Source organism: Prevotella sp. LCP21S3_D2, assembly GCF_052118345.1.
In the GTDB taxonomy this organism is placed as follows: domain Bacteria; phylum Bacteroidota; class Bacteroidia; order Bacteroidales; family Bacteroidaceae; genus Prevotella.
Genome location: NZ_JBQKHJ010000005.1, coordinates 56,022 through 77,621, shown reverse-complemented (window position 1 = coordinate 77,621; position 21,600 = coordinate 56,022). Strand labels below are relative to the sequence as shown.

Annotated in this window: 17 protein-coding genes and 1 pseudogene; 7 read left to right on the top strand and 11 right to left on the bottom strand. The window is 45.8% G+C overall.

Annotation, left to right across the window (positions count from 1 at the left end; all coding sequences use genetic code 11):
- Positions 1-146: 146 nt before the first annotated feature.
- The 3 genes from dcm to ACTQ16_RS05420 form a co-directional block, all read right to left on the bottom strand.
- Positions 147-1,877 carry a DNA (cytosine-5-)-methyltransferase gene (gene dcm / locus ACTQ16_RS05430; RefSeq protein ID WP_441936515.1) on the bottom strand — a complete coding sequence of 577 codons (1,731 nt, stop codon included), beginning with the start codon at positions 1,875-1,877 and terminating at the stop codon, positions 147-149.
- Between the two features lie 2 nt (positions 1,878-1,879).
- Entirely contained in the window at positions 1,880-3,415 is a 1,536-nt protein-coding gene (locus ACTQ16_RS05425) for a MutH/Sau3AI family endonuclease (RefSeq protein ID WP_441936513.1), read from the bottom strand.
- 166 nt (positions 3,416-3,581) lie between these two features.
- The gene (locus tag ACTQ16_RS05420; RefSeq protein WP_441936512.1) at positions 3,582-4,853 is read right to left on the bottom strand and encodes an AAA family ATPase; all 1,272 of its coding nucleotides are present in this window, start codon (positions 4,851-4,853) and stop codon (positions 3,582-3,584) included.
- Between the two features lie 229 nt (positions 4,854-5,082).
- On the opposite strand from ACTQ16_RS05420, the pseudogene ACTQ16_RS05415 reads away from it, so the two are divergent.
- Positions 5,083-5,253: pseudogene (locus tag ACTQ16_RS05415) on the top strand (MBL fold metallo-hydrolase); the annotation flags it as partial.
- 508 nt (positions 5,254-5,761) lie between these two features.
- Positions 5,762-6,631 (top strand): Rpn family recombination-promoting nuclease/putative transposase, encoded by an 870-nt coding sequence (locus ACTQ16_RS05410; RefSeq protein ID WP_441936511.1) that lies wholly within the window; start codon positions 5,762-5,764, stop codon positions 6,629-6,631.
- Positions 6,632-6,786: 155 nt separating this feature from the next.
- On the opposite strand, the gene ACTQ16_RS05405 is transcribed toward ACTQ16_RS05410, so the two are convergent.
- The 4 genes from ACTQ16_RS05405 to ACTQ16_RS05390 all read right to left on the bottom strand — a co-directional run bounded on the left by ACTQ16_RS05405 (position 6,787) and on the right by ACTQ16_RS05390 (position 10,645).
- Entirely contained in the window at positions 6,787-7,176 is a 390-nt protein-coding gene (locus ACTQ16_RS05405) for a PD-(D/E)XK nuclease domain-containing protein (RefSeq protein ID WP_441936509.1), read from the bottom strand.
- Between the two features lie 367 nt (positions 7,177-7,543).
- Positions 7,544-8,680 (bottom strand): cytochrome d ubiquinol oxidase subunit II, encoded by a 1,137-nt coding sequence (gene cydB, locus ACTQ16_RS05400; protein ID WP_441932612.1) that lies wholly within the window; start codon positions 8,678-8,680, stop codon positions 7,544-7,546.
- 87 nt (positions 8,681-8,767) lie between these two features.
- Positions 8,768-10,303, bottom strand: a complete 1,536-nt coding sequence (locus tag ACTQ16_RS05395; RefSeq protein ID WP_441936589.1) for a cytochrome ubiquinol oxidase subunit I — start codon at positions 10,301-10,303, stop codon at positions 8,768-8,770.
- An 81-nt stretch (positions 10,304-10,384) separates the two neighbouring features.
- Positions 10,385-10,645, bottom strand: coding sequence for a DUF4492 domain-containing protein (locus tag ACTQ16_RS05390; RefSeq protein WP_294972062.1), 261 nt, complete (start codon positions 10,643-10,645; stop codon positions 10,385-10,387).
- A gap of 341 nt (positions 10,646-10,986) precedes the next feature.
- Here ACTQ16_RS05390 and ACTQ16_RS05385 point away from each other — a divergent pair, with 341 nt between their 5' ends.
- Genes ACTQ16_RS05385 through ACTQ16_RS05375 form a run of 3 tightly spaced genes read left to right on the top strand, consistent with a single transcriptional unit; the run spans position 10,987 to position 12,387 of the window.
- Positions 10,987-11,493, top strand: coding sequence for an AraC family transcriptional regulator (locus ACTQ16_RS05385; protein WP_441936507.1), 507 nt, complete (start codon positions 10,987-10,989; stop codon positions 11,491-11,493).
- 5 nt (positions 11,494-11,498) lie between these two features.
- Complete coding sequence (locus tag ACTQ16_RS05380; protein ID WP_294972056.1) at positions 11,499-11,684, top strand: hypothetical protein; 186 nt, start codon at positions 11,499-11,501, stop codon at positions 11,682-11,684.
- A gap of 22 nt (positions 11,685-11,706) precedes the next feature.
- Positions 11,707-12,387 carry a CatA-like O-acetyltransferase gene (locus ACTQ16_RS05375; protein ID WP_441936506.1) on the top strand — a complete coding sequence of 227 codons (681 nt, stop codon included), beginning with the start codon at positions 11,707-11,709 and terminating at the stop codon, positions 12,385-12,387.
- On the opposite strand, the gene ACTQ16_RS05370 is transcribed toward ACTQ16_RS05375, so the two are convergent.
- On the bottom strand, positions 12,371-13,390 hold the full coding sequence (locus ACTQ16_RS05370; protein WP_441936505.1) for a helix-turn-helix domain-containing protein: 1,020 nt from the start codon (positions 13,388-13,390) through the stop codon (positions 12,371-12,373). The genes ACTQ16_RS05375 and ACTQ16_RS05370 overlap by 17 nt on opposite strands.
- A 248-nt stretch (positions 13,391-13,638) precedes the next feature.
- On the bottom strand, positions 13,639-16,089 hold the full coding sequence (locus tag ACTQ16_RS05365; RefSeq protein ID WP_441936503.1) for an outer membrane beta-barrel protein: 2,451 nt from the start codon (positions 16,087-16,089) through the stop codon (positions 13,639-13,641).
- 387 nt (positions 16,090-16,476) lie between these two features.
- On the opposite strand from ACTQ16_RS05365, the gene ACTQ16_RS05360 reads away from it, so the two are divergent.
- Entirely contained in the window at positions 16,477-16,845 is a 369-nt protein-coding gene (locus tag ACTQ16_RS05360; protein WP_295346220.1) for an MmcQ/YjbR family DNA-binding protein, read from the top strand.
- A gap of 64 nt (positions 16,846-16,909) precedes the next feature.
- Here ACTQ16_RS05360 and ACTQ16_RS05355 read toward each other — a convergent pair whose 3' ends face one another.
- Entirely contained in the window at positions 16,910-18,706 is a 1,797-nt protein-coding gene (locus ACTQ16_RS05355) for an AAA family ATPase (RefSeq protein WP_441936501.1), read from the bottom strand.
- Positions 18,707-18,918: 212 nt separating this feature from the next.
- Here ACTQ16_RS05355 and ACTQ16_RS05350 point away from each other — a divergent pair, with 212 nt between their 5' ends.
- A complete protein-coding gene (locus tag ACTQ16_RS05350) occupies positions 18,919-20,709 on the top strand; it encodes a 1-deoxy-D-xylulose-5-phosphate synthase (RefSeq protein ID WP_441936499.1) in 1,791 nt (596 codons plus the stop codon).
- 174 nt (positions 20,710-20,883) lie between these two features.
- Here the strand turns inward: ACTQ16_RS05350 and ACTQ16_RS05345 are convergent, their stop codons facing one another.
- The gene (locus ACTQ16_RS05345; protein WP_295346215.1) at positions 20,884-21,408 is read right to left on the bottom strand and encodes a hypothetical protein; all 525 of its coding nucleotides are present in this window, start codon (positions 21,406-21,408) and stop codon (positions 20,884-20,886) included.
- Positions 21,409-21,600: the final 192 nt, after the last annotated feature.

Sequence of the window (21,600 nt, the reverse complement as noted above, 5' to 3'; positions counted from 1 at the left end):
TGTTTAAAAGTAGCATAAAGGCTTTTCTTAAACCTGCTAATGAGTTATAAAAATGAAAATAAATCCCATTTCATTTTGTTTTTTGCCGGTTTCTTCGTATAATAATATAGGTTTATTCTCTCCTTGGGGGAGGATGGGGGATAGTATTACCCTTTATCCCCCATCACTCTTCCTAGAACTGTGTTTCTATAGGTGTTGAAGATGTTAGGCTTCAGCATCATGTAGTTTGGCAAGCTCTCTAGATATTCCAACTCAAACACAAGGCGTGGGTCTTTGTCGTCTGACTCTGGATGAATCTCTGCCTTGCTGCCTATGCGGGCTATGCGGATGAGATACAAGTCCTTGATACCCTTGCCCTTGATGTAAGGCATGAAATAGTAAAGCTTGTTGAGCGCAACAGTCGATGGGAAAGACTTGGTCTTACCTGTATAGTAAATCTTTGTCTGACCACCATCTAAGAAATAATCTGTATTATCTTCCTTGACAAAGCCTACCAAGAGACTTTTGTTCATATCCAAGGTGTAGCTCTTCTTCGGCTTATTTATTTTCAACTCAGGTTCCATTTCTGAGAATAAACCAAGATTCAACTTTGGTTGAGAATCACGCTTAATATCTATTGGATGAGTAGAAACTGGTTCTTTTTCGAAGATGAAGCGATAAAGACTCTTGCCAATCTGCTGTACGATTCCACATACCAAAGCATTACCCATCAGGAAGGCTCTGCGGCCATCCGTAACGTCAGGATGCAAGGTGTGATTGTCCGGGAACATGTTCAGACGCTCCAGTTCAATTGGAATCAAACGGCGATAGCGACCAGAAGGTGTCTTGATAACATGCTTGAAGCGCGATGCAGATGCACCACCTTCAGCTGTAATAATCGTACGTGAAGGCTTATCCAGGGAATCAGGGAAGGCCATTCCGCCCTCAGAGAAAAGATACTTGAAACCTTCCTTGGTAGTACGTTCTATTTTCTTTGCACCCTTTTCGTATTCCCATTTTGCAACTTCATCTTGCGGAATAAAGAACTCCTCCGGGACCAGGGACTCATCAACGATATTGCCGCCAAGTGTCATAACTGGGCCATCATAAACCGCCTCTGCATCTACTGAATATACGCAACGGTTGCGCATGATACCGGCATTTCCAAATGGACTTTCTTTTCCTTCCTTGTTGAAATTATCCGAAACCTCCTTAATAGTTCCTTCTATCTCAAATTCAGAGAGGGTTTTGTCCTTCGGTTTAAAAGGAAAAGCCTTTGCCAGCACGCCTTCATAAAGCACCCAATCCTTCAACTCTTGTACTTGTCTTGAAACATTTGAATTCTCACGGTAACCGACAATATAAGTACGGCGTCTGCGCTGAGGCATTCCATAATCTGCAGCATTAATCACTCGCCATTCTACAGTATAGCCCAAATCTGCGAGTGAAGCAAGGATGATTGCAAAGTCACGTCCACGCTGCTTGGCTGGCGAGCCGAGCAAACGGTCAACATTTTCAAAGAAAATATAGCTTGGACGATTATCTCCCTTCTCATTCAGTATACGATAGATTTGCCACCAAAGCACACCCTTCTTTCCCTCAATTCCGCCAGAACGGCTAAGAGTTGAAGCTACAGAATAATCTTGGCATGGAAAACCGCCAACCAGCAAGTCATGATCAGGAATGTCTGCTGTTGGTACAGTATTAATATCTTGGTTGCTATGACCCTTTGAGCCAAAGCGTGCTCTATAGACGAGCGAAGCATCTTGGTGCTTGGTTGATGGTTCCCATTGGTTGTTCCAGATGGTCTTATAGGCATCAGATGCTCCTTCCAGTCCAATGCGGAAACCTCCTACACCGGCGAAAAGCTCTACTACCTTTATTGTATTTTTAGACATATTTATATGTATGGAATTTCTTGTAATTTTTTAGCAATATATGAACCCTTAAGCCAGAAAAACTGTGGTAACATTCTAATGCCATTCACGCTTTCTGTTCTGGTTTTCTCTGTCGAAATATTTGCACCTCCTCGGAAGAATACTTTATATTCGGAACTCTTAGGGAAGTTTGGCGCTCCCATATAGGAACCACTATTGTTCATACGTTTGTTTCCTTTTTTGTCATATACGTATTCCCATTCCAGTTCGTTTCTATGAATCAGATTCCTGGAATCCTCCCAAGTGCGGCGAACTTCATTTTCTATGAAATCTTCATCAAAGGCAAAGCGTTTAAAACCTTCAAAAACAGTCTTGCTCGGGTCTTTACTATCATGCTCACAGAAGATAGGGCAGAGGAAGCTGTGCTCACAGAAGTAATCGTACACATCAGAATCTTCAAAGTCTGCATCTCTATCTGCCCATTCTTCAAAGTCGATGTGCTTGAGTTTCATGTCCTCTGTTCTTCCACCTTGGGGGGTAATCGTGATGGTCTTTGCTATGATACCGGCTTTGTTGAAGTCTGAGATTTGATTTAACCTATTGCAATCGGTTCCGAACATGCGGATAACGCATTTAGCTGAAATATCCTTGACTTTAGCATTAATTCCAAGCATTTCTCTTAGCTCAGGCAGAGTCTTACCCTTATACTTTAATGTAAGTTCATGGCAACGAGCATCCAGCTGGGCGAAACTTGAAAAAGATTCTTTCAGTACGATTTCGTTTTTTGCTCTGCTTTTGTTAAAATGCCCCCGCACGATGTAATCAACAAAAGTCTGTTTCAATCTGTATCGGGGCTTTTGGTAAGAGCCTGTTGCTGTGCGCTTGAATCCTGGTACTAATTCTATCAGCAAGAGATTGGGACGAAGAAGGTGAGTGAAACCAACCAGTTGTTCGTTGCGCTTTTCTTCATCCTGATAATCATGATAAACCTGTTGCAGGTAGCTACTGACAATCTCCCAGTCGTTTTGCAATTTGTCTTTTTCTTCTTGAGAGAAAGAATTGTAGCAGTAGTCAACAATAGGGAACTTGGCATAGCCGGAAGCAGGCACAACTTCGTATGATTTATATTCATAGAATATAATTAAAAGCCGTTCTGATTTTTCCCAAAAATGAGAGGTGTTGAAGTCTGTCTGTATCGGAGGCTCAAAGGTAACATGTGTAATACTGATACCTTCCTTTGCTCCTAGGTAAACATTATAAGCTTCTCCTTTTTTTCCGCTTACATTCTTCAGGTCTCTCTTGGGTACACGAACTCCAGTGGTCTTAACTTCCGTAAGAACACCATCAATCTCAATATCACATTCCTGTTTGCTGTCTTTTTTGTAACCGAAAACAGATTGCTCTATCACGTCTCCAGCGATACCTGTAATCTTTTTACTTTCTAAGGTACGAGCAAACTGGTGGGATTTGTCAACCTCACCTAGAGTCTTGCCCTTTGCTCCTTCGAGAAGGGTATAGACTTGTTCTTTCGTAAACTTTCTATCTTCAGATACTGCCATCAGCTAAGTTTTTAAATTTACCTTTCATGCGTTCCTTACGCATGTTGACCGAAGTCAATCTGCAAAGGTACTAAAACTTTTCAGAAAACTTGGCGTCTGATCACGATCTTTAACTCTAATCTTTAGAAAAATCCTGATCTTTTGGCAGGCGTATTTATCTCATTAATTAAATTAAGGTCTGCATCTGCTTGCGCACCGCCTCATTAGTAATCACAAATCGGGTGTAGCTCTGGTAGGTTCCGTCTATCGTAACCATACCTAAATTGAAGAGTAAACTGAGAATACCATCGGGGGTGTTGATACTGGTGGCTGGGAAAATATCCAATAGATACCCTAAGGCGAATCCCTTGGTCATTATATCTTCTATGATGCAGGAATCGTGGGCAAACTCCTTGGCGTAGCGGATGAGCTGGCGAACAATCTCATGGTCTGTACTTGGGATTACTTCACATGGTTTCTTTGGAATCTCGTAATTGCTTTGAATGTAATTGTCCACAAAGTTGAGTACCATTGCGGGGTTGTAGATGATAGCCATTCCGCATTCTGAATTATCAAAACAATAATTGCCATACCATGGCTTCATCACTTCTATCAGCTCATCCACGCTATGGCGGAATGGCAGCACGCTGGCGTAATAAGCCAGCATTTCACGCACTTCCTCCTCGGTGAATCCCACCATCTCGTTGAACTCCGGAGCCAGGGAATAGTTTGTACAGATGTTGAAAACATTGGCTAAATTGTACATGGTTACAGGGGTTACTCCTGTAATGAAAACTCTTGCCATAGAACTTGCTGCGGCACCCTTGATATTATTGAAAAAATGGCGCAAGTGTTCTTCGCCAAGAGTCTGTTCTAGGTGTTGTCCTTCATGTTCCTTGTGGGCAAGAATCTGATTGGTAAAGTGGTCGTATTCGTCGATGAAGAGATAAATCTTCAAGCCTGCTTCAGCACATTTGTCGCATAGAAATCCCAATTGGGCAACGGCATCTTCCTTTTGGTTCATCTCTTCCTTTATGTCCGGTGGCAAAAGGTGGGCGTATCTGCTGCAGAAGGAATTGAACTTGTTGTTGCAATGGGCATCAAGTCCTTTTTTATAATTATCCAATCCTGCTGAAATCATGGCAAAATTCAGGTGAAGGATGAGATAGCTGTTGCGTTCAGGGGTAGGATTCTCTCCGATGTAAAGCTTGCCGAAGAGGCTTTCAAACTTATCCTTCTTGTTGATGTCGTAATAGTTTTCGAGCATGGAGAGGGTAAGGCTCTTGCCGAAACGGCGAGGGCGAATGAAGAAGAAATACATGTTGGATTCTTCTATTTTCTCTATGAATGGGGTCTTGTCAACATAGTAACAATCTCTTTCCATTACATCCTCAAAGTTCTGCATTCCGTAAGGGATACGCTTGCGATAGATTCGCTTTTGTCTTTCTATTTTTGCCATAATCGAAACCAACTTTTTGTTTTTATGCCGCAAAGTTAAGATTATTATTTGGAATAAGCAAAGTTTTAGGGGCTTTTTCTTGGTGGTTAATCAGAAAATGAGTAGTTTTGTGGGCGTGAATCTTCTCTGTAATAAGGGAATAAAATCTTCCTGATGATGAGGAAATCTATTCCTGATGGGGGAGATTGAGATAAAACAAAATATGAATCATAACGAAAATAGCGAAAAGATGAATCAAATTACGATGCTCGGAACGGGAAATGCTACGGTTTCCCAGATTTATAATACCTGTTTTCTGCTCAAGACTTCCTGCACCCTAATGCTGGTGGATGCGGGCGGAGGAAACGGAATACTGGCGCAGCTGAAGAAGGTGATCAAGACCATCATCGACATGATTCTTGCCAAGAAGCAACTGGCTAAGGTGGCTGAAAGGGTGGTTTCTGTTCTCTTTTGGGTACACGAACTCCGGTGGTCTTAACTTCCGTAAGAACACCATCAATCTCAATATCACATTCCTGTTTGCTGTCTTTTTTACTTGTTCTTTCGTAAATTTTCTATCTTCTGATACAGCCATCAGCTAAGTTTTTTAATTGTTTCCATGCGTTTCTTGCACATGTTGACCGAAGTCAATATGCAAAGGTACTAAAACTTTCATAAACTTGGCGTCTGATCACGATCTTTAACTCTAATCTTTAGAAAAAAACAGATCTTTTGGCAGGCTGTTTTTATCGCCATAATGAAATAAGGTATACATCTGGCTGCGCACAGCCTCATTGGTAATTTCAAATCGGTACCATAAATTCATCTGCCAAGGTCGGGGTTCAGAAAGAAAATCCTATAATTTCTTGGCAGTTTCAATAAAAATGCGTATCTTCGCAGCAGATTTATAGAATCGAAAATAATTAATTATGGGTAGATACATCAACCCTTTTACCGATTGGGGCTTCAAGCGTCTCTTCGGTCAAGAGTTCGGCAAGGACTTGCTGATTAATTTTTTGAACGACTTGTTTGAAGGCGAGTTTCAAATCAAGGACGTAACATTCAAGGATAAGGAACAGCTTGGAGATTCTAATGATCTCCGTGGCTGCATCTTTGATATCTATTGTGTAACCGACGATGGCAAGCATTTCATCGTTGAGATGCAGAACAGATGGGTACCTTTCTTTGTGAATCGTTCCATCTATTATGCTAGTAAGGCTTTTGTCGCCCAGCGCAAGAGGTTTGATGAAGCAGGTGAGCGCACTCCTGTTTTATACCAGTTTGTGCCGGTGTATGTGGTTTGCATCATGAATTTTATGCCAAGGGAGCATGAGGTGACAAAGTTTAGGACAGACGTTGCTTTGAGGGAGAAGTCTAGCGACTCAATGTTTTCTGACAAGCTTCGTTTCATCTATCTTTCTCTTCCCTTCTTTGATAAGAGTGAGGAAGAATGCGAGACTGGTTTTGAAAAATGGATTTATGTATTGAAATATATGGAAGTATTGGAAAGATTGCCTTTTACGGCACAGAAGAAGATATTCAATCATCTTGCTAAATTGGCTGATGTTCGTTGCTTGAGTAGTGAGGAGCAGGAAAAATACGATGAAAGTATTAAGGCTGTTGATGATTACTACTCCGGCCTTTATGGCTCTTATGTTGAAGGCGAGGAAAAGGGTAGAGCGGAAGGTGAACTGTCTAAAAGTTTAACAATAGCCCGTAACCTATTGGCAATGGGTATGACTTTGCCTCAGATTATGAAGGCTACAGGATTGAATGAAGAGCAGTTGAAGCAGCTTTAGGAGTTGTTCCGGAAGATAATGAAGCCAAGATTGCTACCATCGGCATTTTGAAATACATTATCTGCTAAAGATAAAAGGGCAAAAGCATTACCTTGTCAATATATGGTATGATGCTTTTGCCCTTTCTTTCTGTATGTCTTTTATTCCACTACCTTTTATTCCACTTCCTTCCAATCTATCAGTCCCTTGCCCTGTTCGTCCAGTTCCACGGCCAGGGCTACCACTTTGCGCTTGTCGGCCTGGAATGGTTCTGCGTATTGCTTCGCCTTAATCTGAGCTTCGGCTGCTGAAATGCCGCCGTTGTTGGAAAGTTTTAACTCCATAACATAGATGTAGCGGGTTACCTCTACCACCATGTCGATTCTGCCCGTAGAAATCATCTTTTCTACTTCCACGCGGCAACCGATGGCGTTGAAAATCGTGCTCAGAATCAGGCGGTAACGCTCCTCCATATCCATCGAGGCTAACTTCTTGTTGCTGTAAGGCACATCGGCTATCAGCGCCTTCAGATATTTTCTGGCATCAGAAAGATTTCCTAATTGCAAAGCTAGCATCAGGCTGGATTGGGTAGATTGAATACTTGTTCGGTCTTTGGGATAAAAAGCACGCAGATTTCGCAGATGACGCAGATTTTTTTGTTGGAGATTTGTGTTTCTTTGTCCCACAGATTTCGCAGATTTACGCAGATTTTGGACTTGTTCGGTCTTTGGATAAAAAGCACGCAGATTTCGCAGATGACGCAGATTTTTTTGTTGGAGATTTGTGTTTCTTTGTCCCACAGATTTCACAGATTTACGCAGATTTTTTTGTTTGGATATTTGGGGAATTTTCCTTTCGATTATGGCAAGAAAGAATCTGTGTAAATCTGTGGAATCTGTGGGACTTTTGAAGAGGCTTACTTTTTCGCCTTTTTTAATACGCTTCTCCCTGCTCTATTTCTTCCTGCGTGATGCGCTTGCGGTCGATGGCGCGCCAGGCGAAGACGATGTAGGCTAGGACGAACGGGATGAGGAGGGAGGCTATCGCCATGGTGCGGAGCGTGAACTCGCTGCTGCAGCTGTTGGCGAGGGTGAGCGAACTCTGAAGGTCGATGTTCGACGGATAGTAGGCGGTATTGTTCCAGCCGGCTATCAGCAGCAGAACCAGCACGGTGAGCACGGTTCCGATGCCCGTAAACCAGATTCCCTTTCTATACTGCACGCTCCTCGATGACTTGAAAATGCCGAAGAGAACGAGTACTACACCTATTAATAATATTACAATCAAGATTGGCATCTCCAGAAGATTGTGAAGATACTTCATGCTCTCAATCGTAATGCTGGAAGAAGAAGTGCTGAATCCATCCTTTATCATCAATCTGATGAGGAATGGCAGGAAGAACAATAGGAAGAGCAGGGCATTCCATGGCAACTGGCGGGTGCAGCGCTCCTGAATCTGCTGGTGTTCGATGTTGTTCTTGATGTAGAGCATGCCCAGGATGCGGGCTAGCATCAGTACGGCAAGTCCCAGCACCACATTCCATGGGTCGAGTAGGGCATCAAGACCATGACTGGCGTTTGCCCAACGGCTGATGACGGGTTGCAGACTGTTGGTAATATTCCCCTTGTCTATCAGGAAATTGCTGCCGTTGAAGAAGGTGGCTACGGCGCCGCCAAGAAGCAGCGGACCTACGATGCCGTTGATAATGAGGCAAATCTGAAAGGTCTTCGGTCCAAGAAAATTACCTATCTTGTTCTGGAATTCATAGCTCACGGCTTGAATCACAAACGAGAACAGGATAATCATCCACAGCCAGTAGGCTCCGCCGAAACTGGTGCTGTAGAACAGCGGGAATGAGGCGAAGAAGGCTCCGCCGAAGGTGACGAGCGTGGTGAAGGTGAACTCCCATTTTCGTCCCGTAGAGTTGATGATGAGGCGACGCTCCTCTTCCGTTTTTCCCAAACAGAATATCAAGGTGTTGGCTCCCTGTACAAACATGAGAAACACCAGCAGGGCTCCTAATAATGATACGAGGAACCACCAGTATGATTGCAAAAATTCGTATGTCATAATACTTTCGGGTTTTGTTGTTTACTGAAAAACTATCCTATGATTCTTTTCGAAATCTTTCTGAAAAACCATTGATTATCAGAGAGATTAATCGTATTCCGGTCCTTTCTTGATCTGCTTCACCAGGATGCTGATTTCTACGGCAAGCATGGTGGTGAAGAGTGCCAGGAAGATGAAGAAGGTGGTGGCCACGCTGCCTGCCTCGATGTCGGAGATGGCGGCACTTACTGGCAGCAGGTCTTGGATGGTCCAAGGCTGGCGACCGATTTCTGCTACTATCCAGCCCGATTCTGAGGCGATGTAAGCCAGCGGAATCATGATGATGGCGGAAATGAGGAACCATCGGTATTGGGCGATTTCCTTCTTATAAACCAAGAAGAGGCTGAGGGCGAAGAAGAGGATGAGCAGGCAGCCTACTCCCACCATCAGGCGGAAGGCGTAGAAGCAGATCGGGATGCTCGGCACCAGTTCCCTGGCGTCCTTGATGTAACCATATCCGAAGTATTTCATGTTCTCCCTGAGGATAGGGAGCTGGTCTTGCGCCTTGGTTTCGCGATAGGTTTTCAGGGCAACAATCGCCTTCTTGCCCCGGGCTATCTTTTCCTGCACGGATGGCTCCCGGGTGCCATCCTCGTGGGTGTAACCCTTGAGAATATCGTTTACGCCTGGCACGTAGCCATCGGCTGTGCGGGTGGCTAAGAACGAGAGCATGTTGGGGATGGCGATGCGCATGGCTGGCTCCTGCTCGTTTTCGTAATCGGGCTGCTGGAATGGGTGAACGGCTGCTATCGCCGTAAGGCTTTCGCCGTTTCCGCCATTATATAAGGCTTCCATCGCAGCCAGTTTCATCGGCTGCACCTGTGCCACCCGATAGGCGGAGTTGTCGCCGGTCATCGCAGCCAGCAGGGTAGCGATGAGTCCTACTCCGGCACCCATCTTGATGCTCGCCTTGGCAAGTTGGGTTTCTCTTTTCTTCAGGAGATACCAGCAGCTTACGGCTACTACGAAGGTGGCGCCGATGATCCAGGAGGAGGTGACGGTATGGGTGAACTTGTTGATGGCGAATGGCGAGAGTGCCACATCCATAAACGAGGTCATCTCGAAGCGCATGGTGTCGGGATTAAATTCCTGACCTACAGGATATTGCATCCAGGCGTTGGCTACGAGAATCCACCAGGCAGAAATGGTGGCTCCAAGTCCCGTGAGCCAGGTAGAGGCAAGGTGGAAGCCCCGGCTCACCTTATCCCAGCCGAAGAACATCACGGCCACGAAGGTGCTCTCCATGAAGAATGCCAGGATGCCTTCGATGGCTAGGGGAGCGCCGAATACGTCGCCCACGAACCAGGAGTAGTTGCTCCAGTTGGTGCCGAATTCAAACTCCAGGATGATTCCCGTGGCAACACCCATGGCGAAGTTGACGCCAAAGAGTTTTTGCCAGAAACGGGTTACGTGCTTCCAGAACGGTTTGTTGGTGCGGTAGTAGCATGTTTCGGCGATGCCCATGATTACTGCCAGTCCCAGGGTGAGCGGCACGAACAGCCAATGGTAGATGGCCGTGAGTGCGAATTGCGCCCTCGACCAGTCGATGGTGGCTGATGTAATGTCTAACAATAGATTTGTCATCATAGTTGAACGGTTTTAGAATTGTTATTATATAATGTTTTTGTATTTCTTTCGATGTGAAGGTTGCGGGGATTCTGAGTCTTATCTGTTCAGAATTTCCTTGGATACGAAGCCCGCCTTATCTCCATTCTTTGCATTACTGTTAATATAATTCGGAAAGAAAAAGAGCTTGAGCACCAGGAAGATGATGGCAAGCTTGATGAGGATGATGGTCCAGAGCGTCCTGCCCAGGGTCATCGTCCTGAAACCATCGTAATAGAGATGGAAAATCCGGGATAGCAGTCCTTGCTTCATCGGTTTTACATCCGTTTTCATCAGGTTTTTATCCTTTTTCTTCTGCATAAGCACTCCTTCTTAAAAAAATCTGCTGCAAATCTACAATAAATAATTGTAACTACCAAACATTTTATTGAAAAAGATACACAATGAAAAGAATTTGTTTCTAGATAGTCTATTCAGGTTTTGCAAGTAGGTTCTGTTATTTTTTATTCCCTTAAATTAAAATCTCCTCTCTAAAAATAGCTTATCTTTGCAGTCTCATTACATGAAATGAGATGTAAAAAACTTATAATATAAAATAGAAGAAAATGTGTATGATTATAGGAGTAGTAATTGTTAAGGTGGCGATGCTGGTAAGTCTTGCTGCCTATAAAATATTAAGATAACATTAAAATCATTAGGAAATGGAAATTACAGAAAGAATTCAGAGTAGAAAGGATGTAAAGGCGATTAGTGTTCGCCTTTTGGGTGATTATAAATCTGTCAATTATATGGAGGCTTGGAACAAGTTGGGTGCTTATTGTCAGAAGCATCATCTTGATTATGATTGTCCGGATGCAGAATACATCAACATCTATCACGACAATCCGGCAACGACTCCTGCTGAAGCCTGTCGCACGGATGTTTGTATCGCAGCTCCTATCGTAGAGCAGCTTCAGCCTGAGGAAGGTGTGAACATTATTACGATTTATGGCGGTCGCTTCCTGGTTTATCGTTATCAGGGACCGTATGAGAATCTGGCAGAAGTTAACGCCAAGGTTTATGGCGAACTCCTTCCTGCATCTGGCGAGAAGGTGAAGTTGGGAAGCGGAGTGTTGGAGCATTGTCAGATGTTTGAGCGTTACCTGAACGACCCGGAGACAACGGCTCCGGAAGAATTGCTAACAGAAATTTGGATTCCGATAGAGTAAAAAATATGAAGAAAAAGAATATTCCTTGCGCAGATTGTTGTATGCGGCGTAAGTATGAGGCGAATCCTCGTTCGCTTGTTTCTCGTTTCTGGCATTGGCACACTCGCTTCTGCCCCGGCTGGAAGGCTTTTATGAAGAGCCTTCCTGAGGCCGAGCAAAAGGAAATGAGGATAAAGTATGATTTGAAATAAAGTTGATGAGAAGAAGAATGTTATGAAGAAAGAGATAAATGCAAGAGAAACTTCCAGGGCGGCGGCATTCGAATTATGGATTTCGTCGCCGATGCCGATGGTAACCCTGACCAAGACATTCGATGTTTCCCGAATTATGAAGATAAGCAGGAAGAGGGGGTGGAAATTCAATATGATCTTGTGCTGGGCGATAGGCTGTGCTGCATCGAGAACCAAGGAGTTTTATCTTCTTCCGGAAAAAGAATCTTCTAAAGGAATTCCTGATGAGGAAAAATCCCAAGAAAAAGAATCTGGTTCATCCTGGCGATTGATGCAATACGATTCTATCGCCATTAACGTAATCGTGGGAAATAAGAAGGGAGGAATCAATTCCTGCGACATTCCTTATTCTGATGATATTCAGAAGTTTAATGAAGATTATCTTCGTCTGACTTCTGAGGCTGCTGCTGAATGCAAATCATCTTCTTTAGAGGATGCGATGGTGGTGGGAACGTCGGCGATGATAGGAACGGAGCTTGATTGTATCGTGAATCAATACACGGATTTATTCTGCAACCCCATGCTGATGTGGGGAAGTTATAATCGTGGTTTCTTCAGAACCACGCTCCCCATCTCCTTCCAGTTTCATCATGTTCAGATGGATGGCGGCGAGGCTGCAGGATTTCTGGAGTTATTACAAGTAATCATCAGGTTCTTGCAATAACTCCACGTCTTAATCTGAATTCCATCGGGCTCACCCCATGTTTCCGCTTGAATGCCGTGCAGAAATGGCTCTGGTAATCGTAGCCCAATTTGATACCGATGTCGGCAATCGGCAGACTTGTGTCGAGGAGATAATGAACCGCTAAATCCATGCGGAAATCGAAGAGATACTGGAATACCGTGGTGCCAAACTCCTGCTTGAAGGCTTTCTTCAGGGTGCATTCGTTGGTGCCCACCATTGCCGCCAACTCGTGGAGCGAAGGCATTTCCTGATAGTGGGTGAGGATGATGCTTTGGGCATCGTGTATCTTGTCACGGATGCTGAGACTGAAGGTTTGGCTGCCTGGCAAGAGACTGGCGGGCAGGAGAAATCCCGAGAGGCAGTCGATAATCTTCGATTCCAGGTATTTGGAGGCTTGGTTGCCTAACAGGCGGGAACGCTGGATGTCTCGTGCCGCCTTGATGACTGCTGCTATGGCGGGCTGGTTGTACTTGATGATGGTCTGGGTGTCGAAGGTAGGGCTGGTTAGAGGGGAGAGCTGCTCAAAAGCCTCCGCGTCGTGCTCGATAAGCTCTTCTATGAATTGCTGTGGGATGACCACGTTTAAGATTTCGAATTGGGTGCCCTGGTTCAGGTGAGTGTTGGCACCACCTTCGCCGCTTAGAAAACAGAGGCTTGCCTCGCCTGTTTTCCACATCATTTCCTTTTTTTTACCACGACCGCCGTATACTTCTTTCATGCTGCCGCCAAAGGTTGGCATGGAGAAGAGCAGGGCTGGTCTGACCTCGTGCTGCGCGATAAACTTGGTGTTGTTCGCCTTGCCAAAATAGTGTTGGTTCATAATGCCAAACTTCCGGTAATGCCACTCCTTGAGCGAAACTTCCATTGCATTCGATTCGATGTGGTTGCTCCGTTCCATCCCATGGTTGTCGATGAAGGTAAGGCCGTTTGTCCTTACTTCCCCTTCTATCTTTCCATCTCTTATTATCTGACAGTCGATCATTAGCTTTACTTTTAGTTGTTTTTATGCTGCGAAATTGCAATTAAGCAAGAAATTCGTTGCAAATGTACGATATTCTAAGTAAATATACAAGTTTATCTCCAATTTTATACCTCTTTTTTCGAGAAAAAGTCTCTGCTGGGGCAAAATCATAGAGATTCTGCTTAACAGAGACTTCGTTTTTTCTATATTTAAACCGAGAAAGTTCTTCTACAAAGAGGAGTTCTTCTGGAGAAACCGAGAAAGTTTTTCTATTTTCCTCCCATTCGTCCCACGGCTTCCTGGGCAGAGTTCTCGCCACGGTATTGCTTCTTGGCCTGGTTGAAGCGATAGGTGAGGCGGAGCTGGACGCTTCGGGTGTCTACCCACTTCTGCTGCTGGAACCGTACGTTGCCGTAGGTACCGTCGGTCTTTTGGCGCTTGGTGTTGAAGATGTCGTTCACGTTCAGGCTTAGCGAGAGACGGTCTTTCAGGAAACTCTTGTAGAGCTGGAAGTCGAAGTTGTGCACGCTGCAGAGGGTGAGGAAATCGTAGGTGCCGCTGCTTCGGTAGGAGAACGCGAGGTTCATGTACCAGCCCTTTGGAAGATGGAAGCCGTTGTAGAGGCTGAAGATGTAGTAGGGGTCGTGGAAGCTTTTCTCCTTGCCCATGCTGACGGCCTTGATGAAGCCCTGCTGGATGCCAGCCTGTAGCTGTGGCTCGTAGAAGCCCCAGCGGTGGCGGTAGCCGAGGAAGCTGCCCCAGTTCCAGCAATGGTCGATGTTGGTCCAGGTGATGTAGCCCGTTTGCGGGTCATCTGAATCGGGTTCGATGATGCTGGTGATGTAATCCTTCACGTAGGTGTAGCTTGCCTGGACGAAGAGGTCGCCGTAGCTTGCCTGGTATTGGAACTCGTGGCGCTGGGATGGCTCCAGCTGGCTGTTTCCTATCTGCCACATGTAGCGGTTCGCGTAAACCGTGCCCGTGTTCAGCTCCTGGAAGGATGGTCGGATTTCGGAAGAGCGGTAGCTCAGGGACTGGGAGAATCTGCCTGACTGATGAGAGAGCAGGAGGGAAGGGTAGAGGTTGTCGTATTTGCGATGAAGCGGCTCGGTGGAGGTAGTTTCATCTTTCAGATAATCCAGGCGGCTGTCCACGTGCTCGTATCTCAATCCTACTCTTAATGAGAAGGGCTTGAAATCGAGTGAATACTCGGCGAAGACGGCAGCATGATTTTCCTTGGTGATGCTGTGGGTGGAGGTTCCCTTATCGGCAGGGGTGTAATCGGTGCGCGATTCGCTCTTCACGTAGTTGTACTCGGCGCCCATCATCCAGGTTTGCTTGTCGTTGATGGTGTAGTTGGCGCGGGCCTTTGCTCCCCAGATGGTTCCATCGCTTTGCGGCAGGAGTGTGAACTTGTTTCTGGCTTCCTGCAGGGGGGAACTTGAATCGAGGGACCAAGCGATGGAATCGCTTGGAACGGAGGCAAGGAGGGGGACAGAAGGGGAGCTGCTTGGGGCTAAGAGGGCGCTTGGGGAGGTGGCTGCTCCTTTTCCTTTGGCTGCTTCTTTCTCTGAGATCTCATCCACGAATTGAGCCTGCTCCGTGTGCAGCTTCACGAAATCGCCGAAGAAGTTCAGCTTCCATTTCTCTCCGTATTTGCCCTGGTAGAAGGCGTTCACGTGGTGCTGCCAGTCGTAATAGAGAAACTTGTTGTTGCCCGTTACGTTGTCATCTACGTGATCGTTGGTCATCGCATAGCTCGTCATCTTGAAAGGCATCGGCTGATGGATGTTGTAGCCGTCGTATTTTACTCCGATGGTTTGCTTTTCTGTCAGGGCGAGGTCGGCTCCGGCACTCCAGTAGAAGCGGTCGTAGTAGCTGTGCTTGCAGTCGAGGGTGGCGGAAGCAATGTAGGTGGTGGCGTTATCGCCAGCCTGGCTGCCGCTTACGTAATTTGTGGCGATGTCCTGTTCTTTCCATATTCCCTGCCAGTTGGCGTAGCCCAACTTGCCGTAGTACGTCATCTTGCCGTGGGTGTAGGTAAGGTCGAGGTCATGGTTGTTGCTCACGAAGGAGTCGAAGAGGAAGCCGGAGTTCTCCACGATGGCGAGTCCTTGCAGGTTCTTCTTGGTGGTGATGAGCAGCACGCAGCCCACGTTGTTGCCGTATTCGGCTCCGGGATGATGAATCACCTTCACCTCTTTTATCTGTGTAACGGGCAGGTTTTCTACCACGCTGTAATCCTGCACCTTTCTGTCGTTGATGTAGATTTCGGGTGAGCCGCCGATAAATGCCTGCGGTTTGCCATCCTTGTTTTTGAACATTCCGGGAAGTTTGGCAAGCACTTCCGTAGCTGTTGGCTCCTTCTCGAGAGAAGTTCCCGAGATGCGAGCCACGATTCCGCCGTTCTTCTGGCGGAATTGCGAGCGGGTTCCCTTGATGGTTACGGCTGCGAGCTGTTTCTCCCATTGGATGCTGTCCTGGCGCAGCTTTTCCTTCATCGCCTGGATGCTATCAGTAGAATTATTCTTTGCAGTAGAAATATTTTTTGCTGTAGAAATGCTCTCAGTAGAAATATTCTTTGCTGTAGAAATACTCTCAGTAGAAATATTCTTTGCTGTAGAAATACTCTCTGCTGTAGTGGTCTTTGTCTGTTGAGCGTTTGTCATCATCGGATTTCCCAGGACGAGCAAGCTGCTTATGATCAATTCATGTTTCATAATCTTCTTTTTTATTTTAATGCAATATGTCACAAAGTTCTTGCGAATGTTACTGCGCAGGAATCTTGCGGATGATGTTGCAAAATTACGGATAAGGAAAGAGAAGGATTTTAATATAACGGAATTTTTTCGGATAAGATTTGTTTTTTATGGAATAAGGCTTGCTGTTTCATCATAATTCGTTATCTTTGCACTATTTATAGGATAAGCTGGATCTCAGCAATTTTTATAGGATAAGCTGGATCTCAGCAATTTTTATAGGATAAGCTGGGTCTCGGCAAGTTTTATAGGATAAGCTGGATTTCACAAGTTTTATAGAATAAGCTGAATCTCGGCAAGTAGAACTAAATGAGAAGAAATGTAGAATTAATTTAGTGTGAAGAAATAATGAATATAGAATCTGTTAGAGAGTATTGCCTCTCGCTTCCCCTCGTAACCGAGGCTTTTCCTTTTGATGAGCGAACCTTGGTGTTTCGCATTTTGGGCAAGATCTTTGCCTGTGTTGACCTGGAGCGCCCCGAGTGGGTTACGATGAAATGTAATGCCGATTACGCCCTCGAACTCCGGGAAGTGCATCCCGAAATAGAAGGCGCATGGCATTGGAATAAGAAATACTGGAATCAGGTAAACCTTTATGGTACGCTGGAAGATGATTTCATCCAGTCCCTGATTCGCCACAGTTATTCCGAAGTAGTGAAGAAGCTCAAGAAAAAGGAGCGGATGGAGCATCCTGAAATGCTGGATGTGAAGGAATAGGGAGAAAGTAAAAAGAAGAAGGCTCTGAATTAGCCATAAGAAATGCTGATTCAGAGTCTTCTTATTAATTTATAATTCCTAGCTTTTTAAGTCTAGAGTAAATCGCTCCTCTCGAACGCTCCATGATTTCTGCTATTTCCTTTATCTTTTTTCCTTCATTATAAAATTTTATCAGAATATCATCTGCTTCTTTTTCCCAAGGGAGATAGGCGTTTCCGTGTTCTTTTCTTTTTTCTTCGACAGAATACGCTTTCTTAAGTGTTGGTTTTGTTGAAGTTTTATCCAGAATCCTGTATTCCCAATCCTCAATAGTCCTTGTCTCTGTGCTGAAGCTGATGCCAATCTTTACGAGCTTTCTTTCATCAGCCTCGAAAGGAACCATGTAGCCTTTTTCGTCTATCTGGGCGAGGGCTTCCTTAGCAGGCTTGTTGATCTTTATCTCGAAGACGAAGATGGTGTGGGGCGAGAACATCACGGCATCGGCCCTGCCCCTGCAACTCTTCACCTGCGTGAGAACGGCTATGTTCATCATCGAAAGCATGATGTAGAATACGGTTTCATAATAATACTCGTTTTTCTGCATGTCTGCCAATACATCTTTCCCGCCTTCTGGATAAGGAATGGAAGCGAAGTAGGATTTCATCAGCGTCATCGCCTTGTCGATGTTTCCATACACCAATGCCTGATAGAATCTTGCCGCAAACCCCAGCGATGTGCCGTCGCTCAGATTCGTGTAGAGCGGCAGCAGGTTTTCCATCAGTCCGGCCCTTACTTCCTTGTTGGGAATGCCGAGAAAGTAGCCTTTGGTGAGAGGGTCGTAGTCCTTGATGGTAAGGTAGCCGCCCTGATAGAGCAATGGCAGGGCATCCGTCATCTTCTCCGTAGGACGGTCGAAGGAAGACGAGAAGGCGAAGACATTATCCAGCTCCGTCACGTTAGTCTTGAATTTCTGCATCTGATTGATGAGATAGGTAGAAGTGCCCGATGCAAACCAGTAGTCCTCTATCTCGCCCGACGCCAAGGCTCGCATCAGACTGAACGGATTGAAGATGTCTGGGCTGTTTCTTGTGAAATGATAGCCGTCGTAATTCTCCTGAAGCATCCGTGCCATCTCTTCCTTGCTCACCCCATTGTGCTCCGCCATCAGTTCGATGTCCTGACTCAGGGTGGTGGTGAGCTCCTCCTTGGTAATGCCGCAGATGGCAGCAAACTCTGGGTCCATGGAGATATTGCTCAGGTTGTTGATAGCGCTGAAGATGCTGAGCTGCGAGAACTTGGTGATTCCCGTGATGAAGGTGAATCTGATGTATTCATCATTAGCCTTGATTGGGGCATAAAATTCCTGTATGACGGTTCTGATTTCAGCTAGCCTGTCCTCATTATGGAGCACATCAAGAAGCGGCGCATCATATTCGTCTATGATAATGATGACCGGCTTGCCTGTTTGCTCTTTTGCCGAAATAATCAGGTTCTTGAATCTGTCTCCCGGAGTTTCACTTTCAGGATTCTTTCCCCAGATACTTTCATATTCGGAAAGTTTGTAATTGAATTTGGATTGCAAATCTTTGAGATTGCAATTCTTGAATGTGGACATGTCGAAGTGCAGGACAGGGTATTCTGTCCAGTCCTTTTCCAAACCTTCGATGGCAAGCCCCTTGAACAGGTCTTTCTCGCCAGCGAAATAGGAATGGAGGGTTGTGCTCAGCAAGGATTTTCCGAACCGACGGGGACGACAGAGAAATACATACTTGTACTTCTTGGTCAACTTGTATATCAAGTCTGTTTTATCCACGTACACGCATCCTCTATTGATGATATCGCTGAATGTCTGTATTCCCACAGGATAAATTCTTTCTGCCATAGTCTTTGCATTTTTATTCTTTGTGGCAAAGTTACGAAAAGTTTTTGAAATGAAAGCGATTTGGAAGGAAAAAATGGGGCTGGGGGATGAAAAAGTAGAAGCATTTGAAGGAATAGGGAGAATCTTTCATTTTTTCTGTAGTTGGGGTAATGCGTGTTTCCAGGATTCTTCGTATCTTTGCAACCAGAAATCATAATTAAAACTATAAGAAAATGTATATAGAGAAAATAAAGTCGCCAGCCGACTTGAAGAAGCTGGATTTGAAGGAACTGCTGGTGGTGGCTGATGAAACCAGACAGGCTGTGCTGAACCGTGTGAGCAAGCATGGCGGTCATGTGGGACCGAACCTGGGATTCGTGGAGGCTACCGTGGCGCTTCACTACGTTTTTAATGCGCCAAAGGATAAGCTCGTGTTTGACGTAAGCCACCAATGTTATCCGCATAAGGTGCTCACCGGACGAGCTGCGGGATTCCTCGGCGATGTGGATGACATGAATGCCATTTCGGGCTATTCTTCTCCTGCCGAATGTCCGGAGTATGATAACTTCGAGGTGGGGCATACTTCCACTTCCGTGAGTCTTGCCACCGGTTTGCAGAAGGCGCGCGACATCAAGGGTACCGATGAGAACATCATCGCCATTATCGGCGACGGATCCCTTTCGGGCGGCGAGGCTTTCGAGGGACTGGACGAGGCTTCGGAACTCGGTACGGGCATCATCATCGTGGTGAACGACAACGAAATGTCTATCGCCGAAAATCATGGCGGAATCTACAAGAACTTGCGTGCCCTGCGCCAGAGCAACGGCACCTGCGAGCACAACTGGTTCAAGGCGTGGGGCTTTGAATACAAGTATCTGGAAGAGGGTAACGACATCGAAAAACTCATCCAGGTTTTCGAGAGTGTGAAGGATACGGATAAGCCTACCGTGGTTCACATTCACACAGAGAAAGGTCATGGATTTGCGCCAGCTGTAGCCAACAAGGAGGCTTGGCATTGGGGAATGCCTTTCAATCTGGAAGACGGTTCGCGACCAAGAAGGAATGCCGATGGAACCCTTCCGGAGGTTGCTCCAACAGAGGATTACGGCACTTTATTCTCTGACTGGATGCTCAGCGAGATGAAGCAGGATAAGACCCTCATCGCTGTAACCGCCGGTACTCCTACCGCCGGTGGCTTTACTGCCGATAAGCGCCAACTGGCTGGCAAGCAGCACATCGATATGGGAATCGCCGAAGAGCAGGCAGTGGCCATGATTTCGGGAATGGCGAAGGGCGGATTGCATCCTGTCTGGACCGTTTACAGCACCTTCATCCAACGTACCTACGACCAGATAGCGCAAGACCTCTGCATCAATTCCAACCCAGCCGTAATCAACGTGGTAGGAGGCGGAGTGAACTCGATGAACGACATCACCCACATCTGCCTTTTCGATATTCCGATGCTCTGCAGCATTCCGGGACTCATCTATCTGGCTCCAACCACCTGCGAGGAGTATTTCGCCATGCTCCGCTGGAGCATTCTGCAGGATAAGAAACCTATCGCCATCCGCGTGCCAAGCAATGGCGTGGTTCATACGTCCGAAGCCGTTGATGCTGAATATGGTTACGAGGCAAAGTACAAGGTGATGCACCAGGGCGAGAAGGTGGCAGTCATCGCCGCCGGTTCGTTCTATCAGAAGGGCGAGAATGTAGTCCGCCTGTTGGCTGATAAGGGCATCGATGCTACGCTCATCAATCCACGTTATCTGAACGAGGTGGATGCCGAGACACTGGATAGCCTGAAGGCAAACCATCAGTTGGTGGTAACCCTGGAGGATGGCTCGAAGGATGGCGGATTCGGAGAGCGTATCGCCTCTTACTATGGCACTTCTGAAATGAAGGTGATGGTGAGCGGTATCAGGAAGGGACTCTACGACAGATACGATGTGAAGGAGTTGCTTTCGGATAATCGCCTGCTCGATGAGCAGATTGTGGAAGACGTTTTGTTAGTTATTAATGATTAGTGATTAGTGATTAGTTATTAATGATTAGTTAGTCAGCATAGTTAGTTTTTATTTACCGAGAAATCCAAGCCGGAGAATCATCTCTAGCTTGGATTTCTTCTGTTTTATCATCGAATGTTTGTCTTAATCTCAGTTTTAATCTTAGTCATCATCCCTGTCATTATCATCATCATCCTAATCTCTATCGTGCTTCCACTTCTTGTCGTGCTTGTGATGCTTGTCGTGCTTGTGATGCTTGCCCGGCTTTCCTGGTCCGTGAGTTTCATGGGTTCCGCCTGGCCATCCCGGTCTTCCGTAGCTGCACTCCGGGCGAGGGCGGCGCTTGTCGTGTCCCCAGTTATGCTTAGGATACTTGGTGTAAATATGGTGAACATACACATGATTCTCCCAGCCGATAGGGCGATAGAAATAGTAGGAGTTCTTGAATCTCTTCCATTGTCTGGCGGTCATTATGCGCTTGAGCTGCTTGTTGCGGTAATGCCAGCCGTAGGCATCAATGTCGCGATAGCTTCGGATGCCATTGAGATAATTGAGATTGATGTTCAGGATGCTGTTGCGCTGGGCGCTGCTCAATCCCAGTTCCACCACCATCTTATCTGTGATAAAACGGGCTTCTGCTTGAATATTTGTCAGTCTCTGAGCATTCATAGATGTAATCATCATCCATACTGCTACCAATGTCATAATCATTCTTTTCATAACGATCTTCTCTTTAAAGGGTTATTACTGCATTTCTTTTTGTTTTCTTGATAGAAGAGGCTACTTGGTGCCGCTATCAACTTTTTGATGGTGCAAAGATAGGGAGAATAGCTGAAAACAACAAGGGGAAAACCATAATCTGATGTATGATTTTCCCTAAAAGCATCGGGGAGATTCCTGTAATAAAATTGT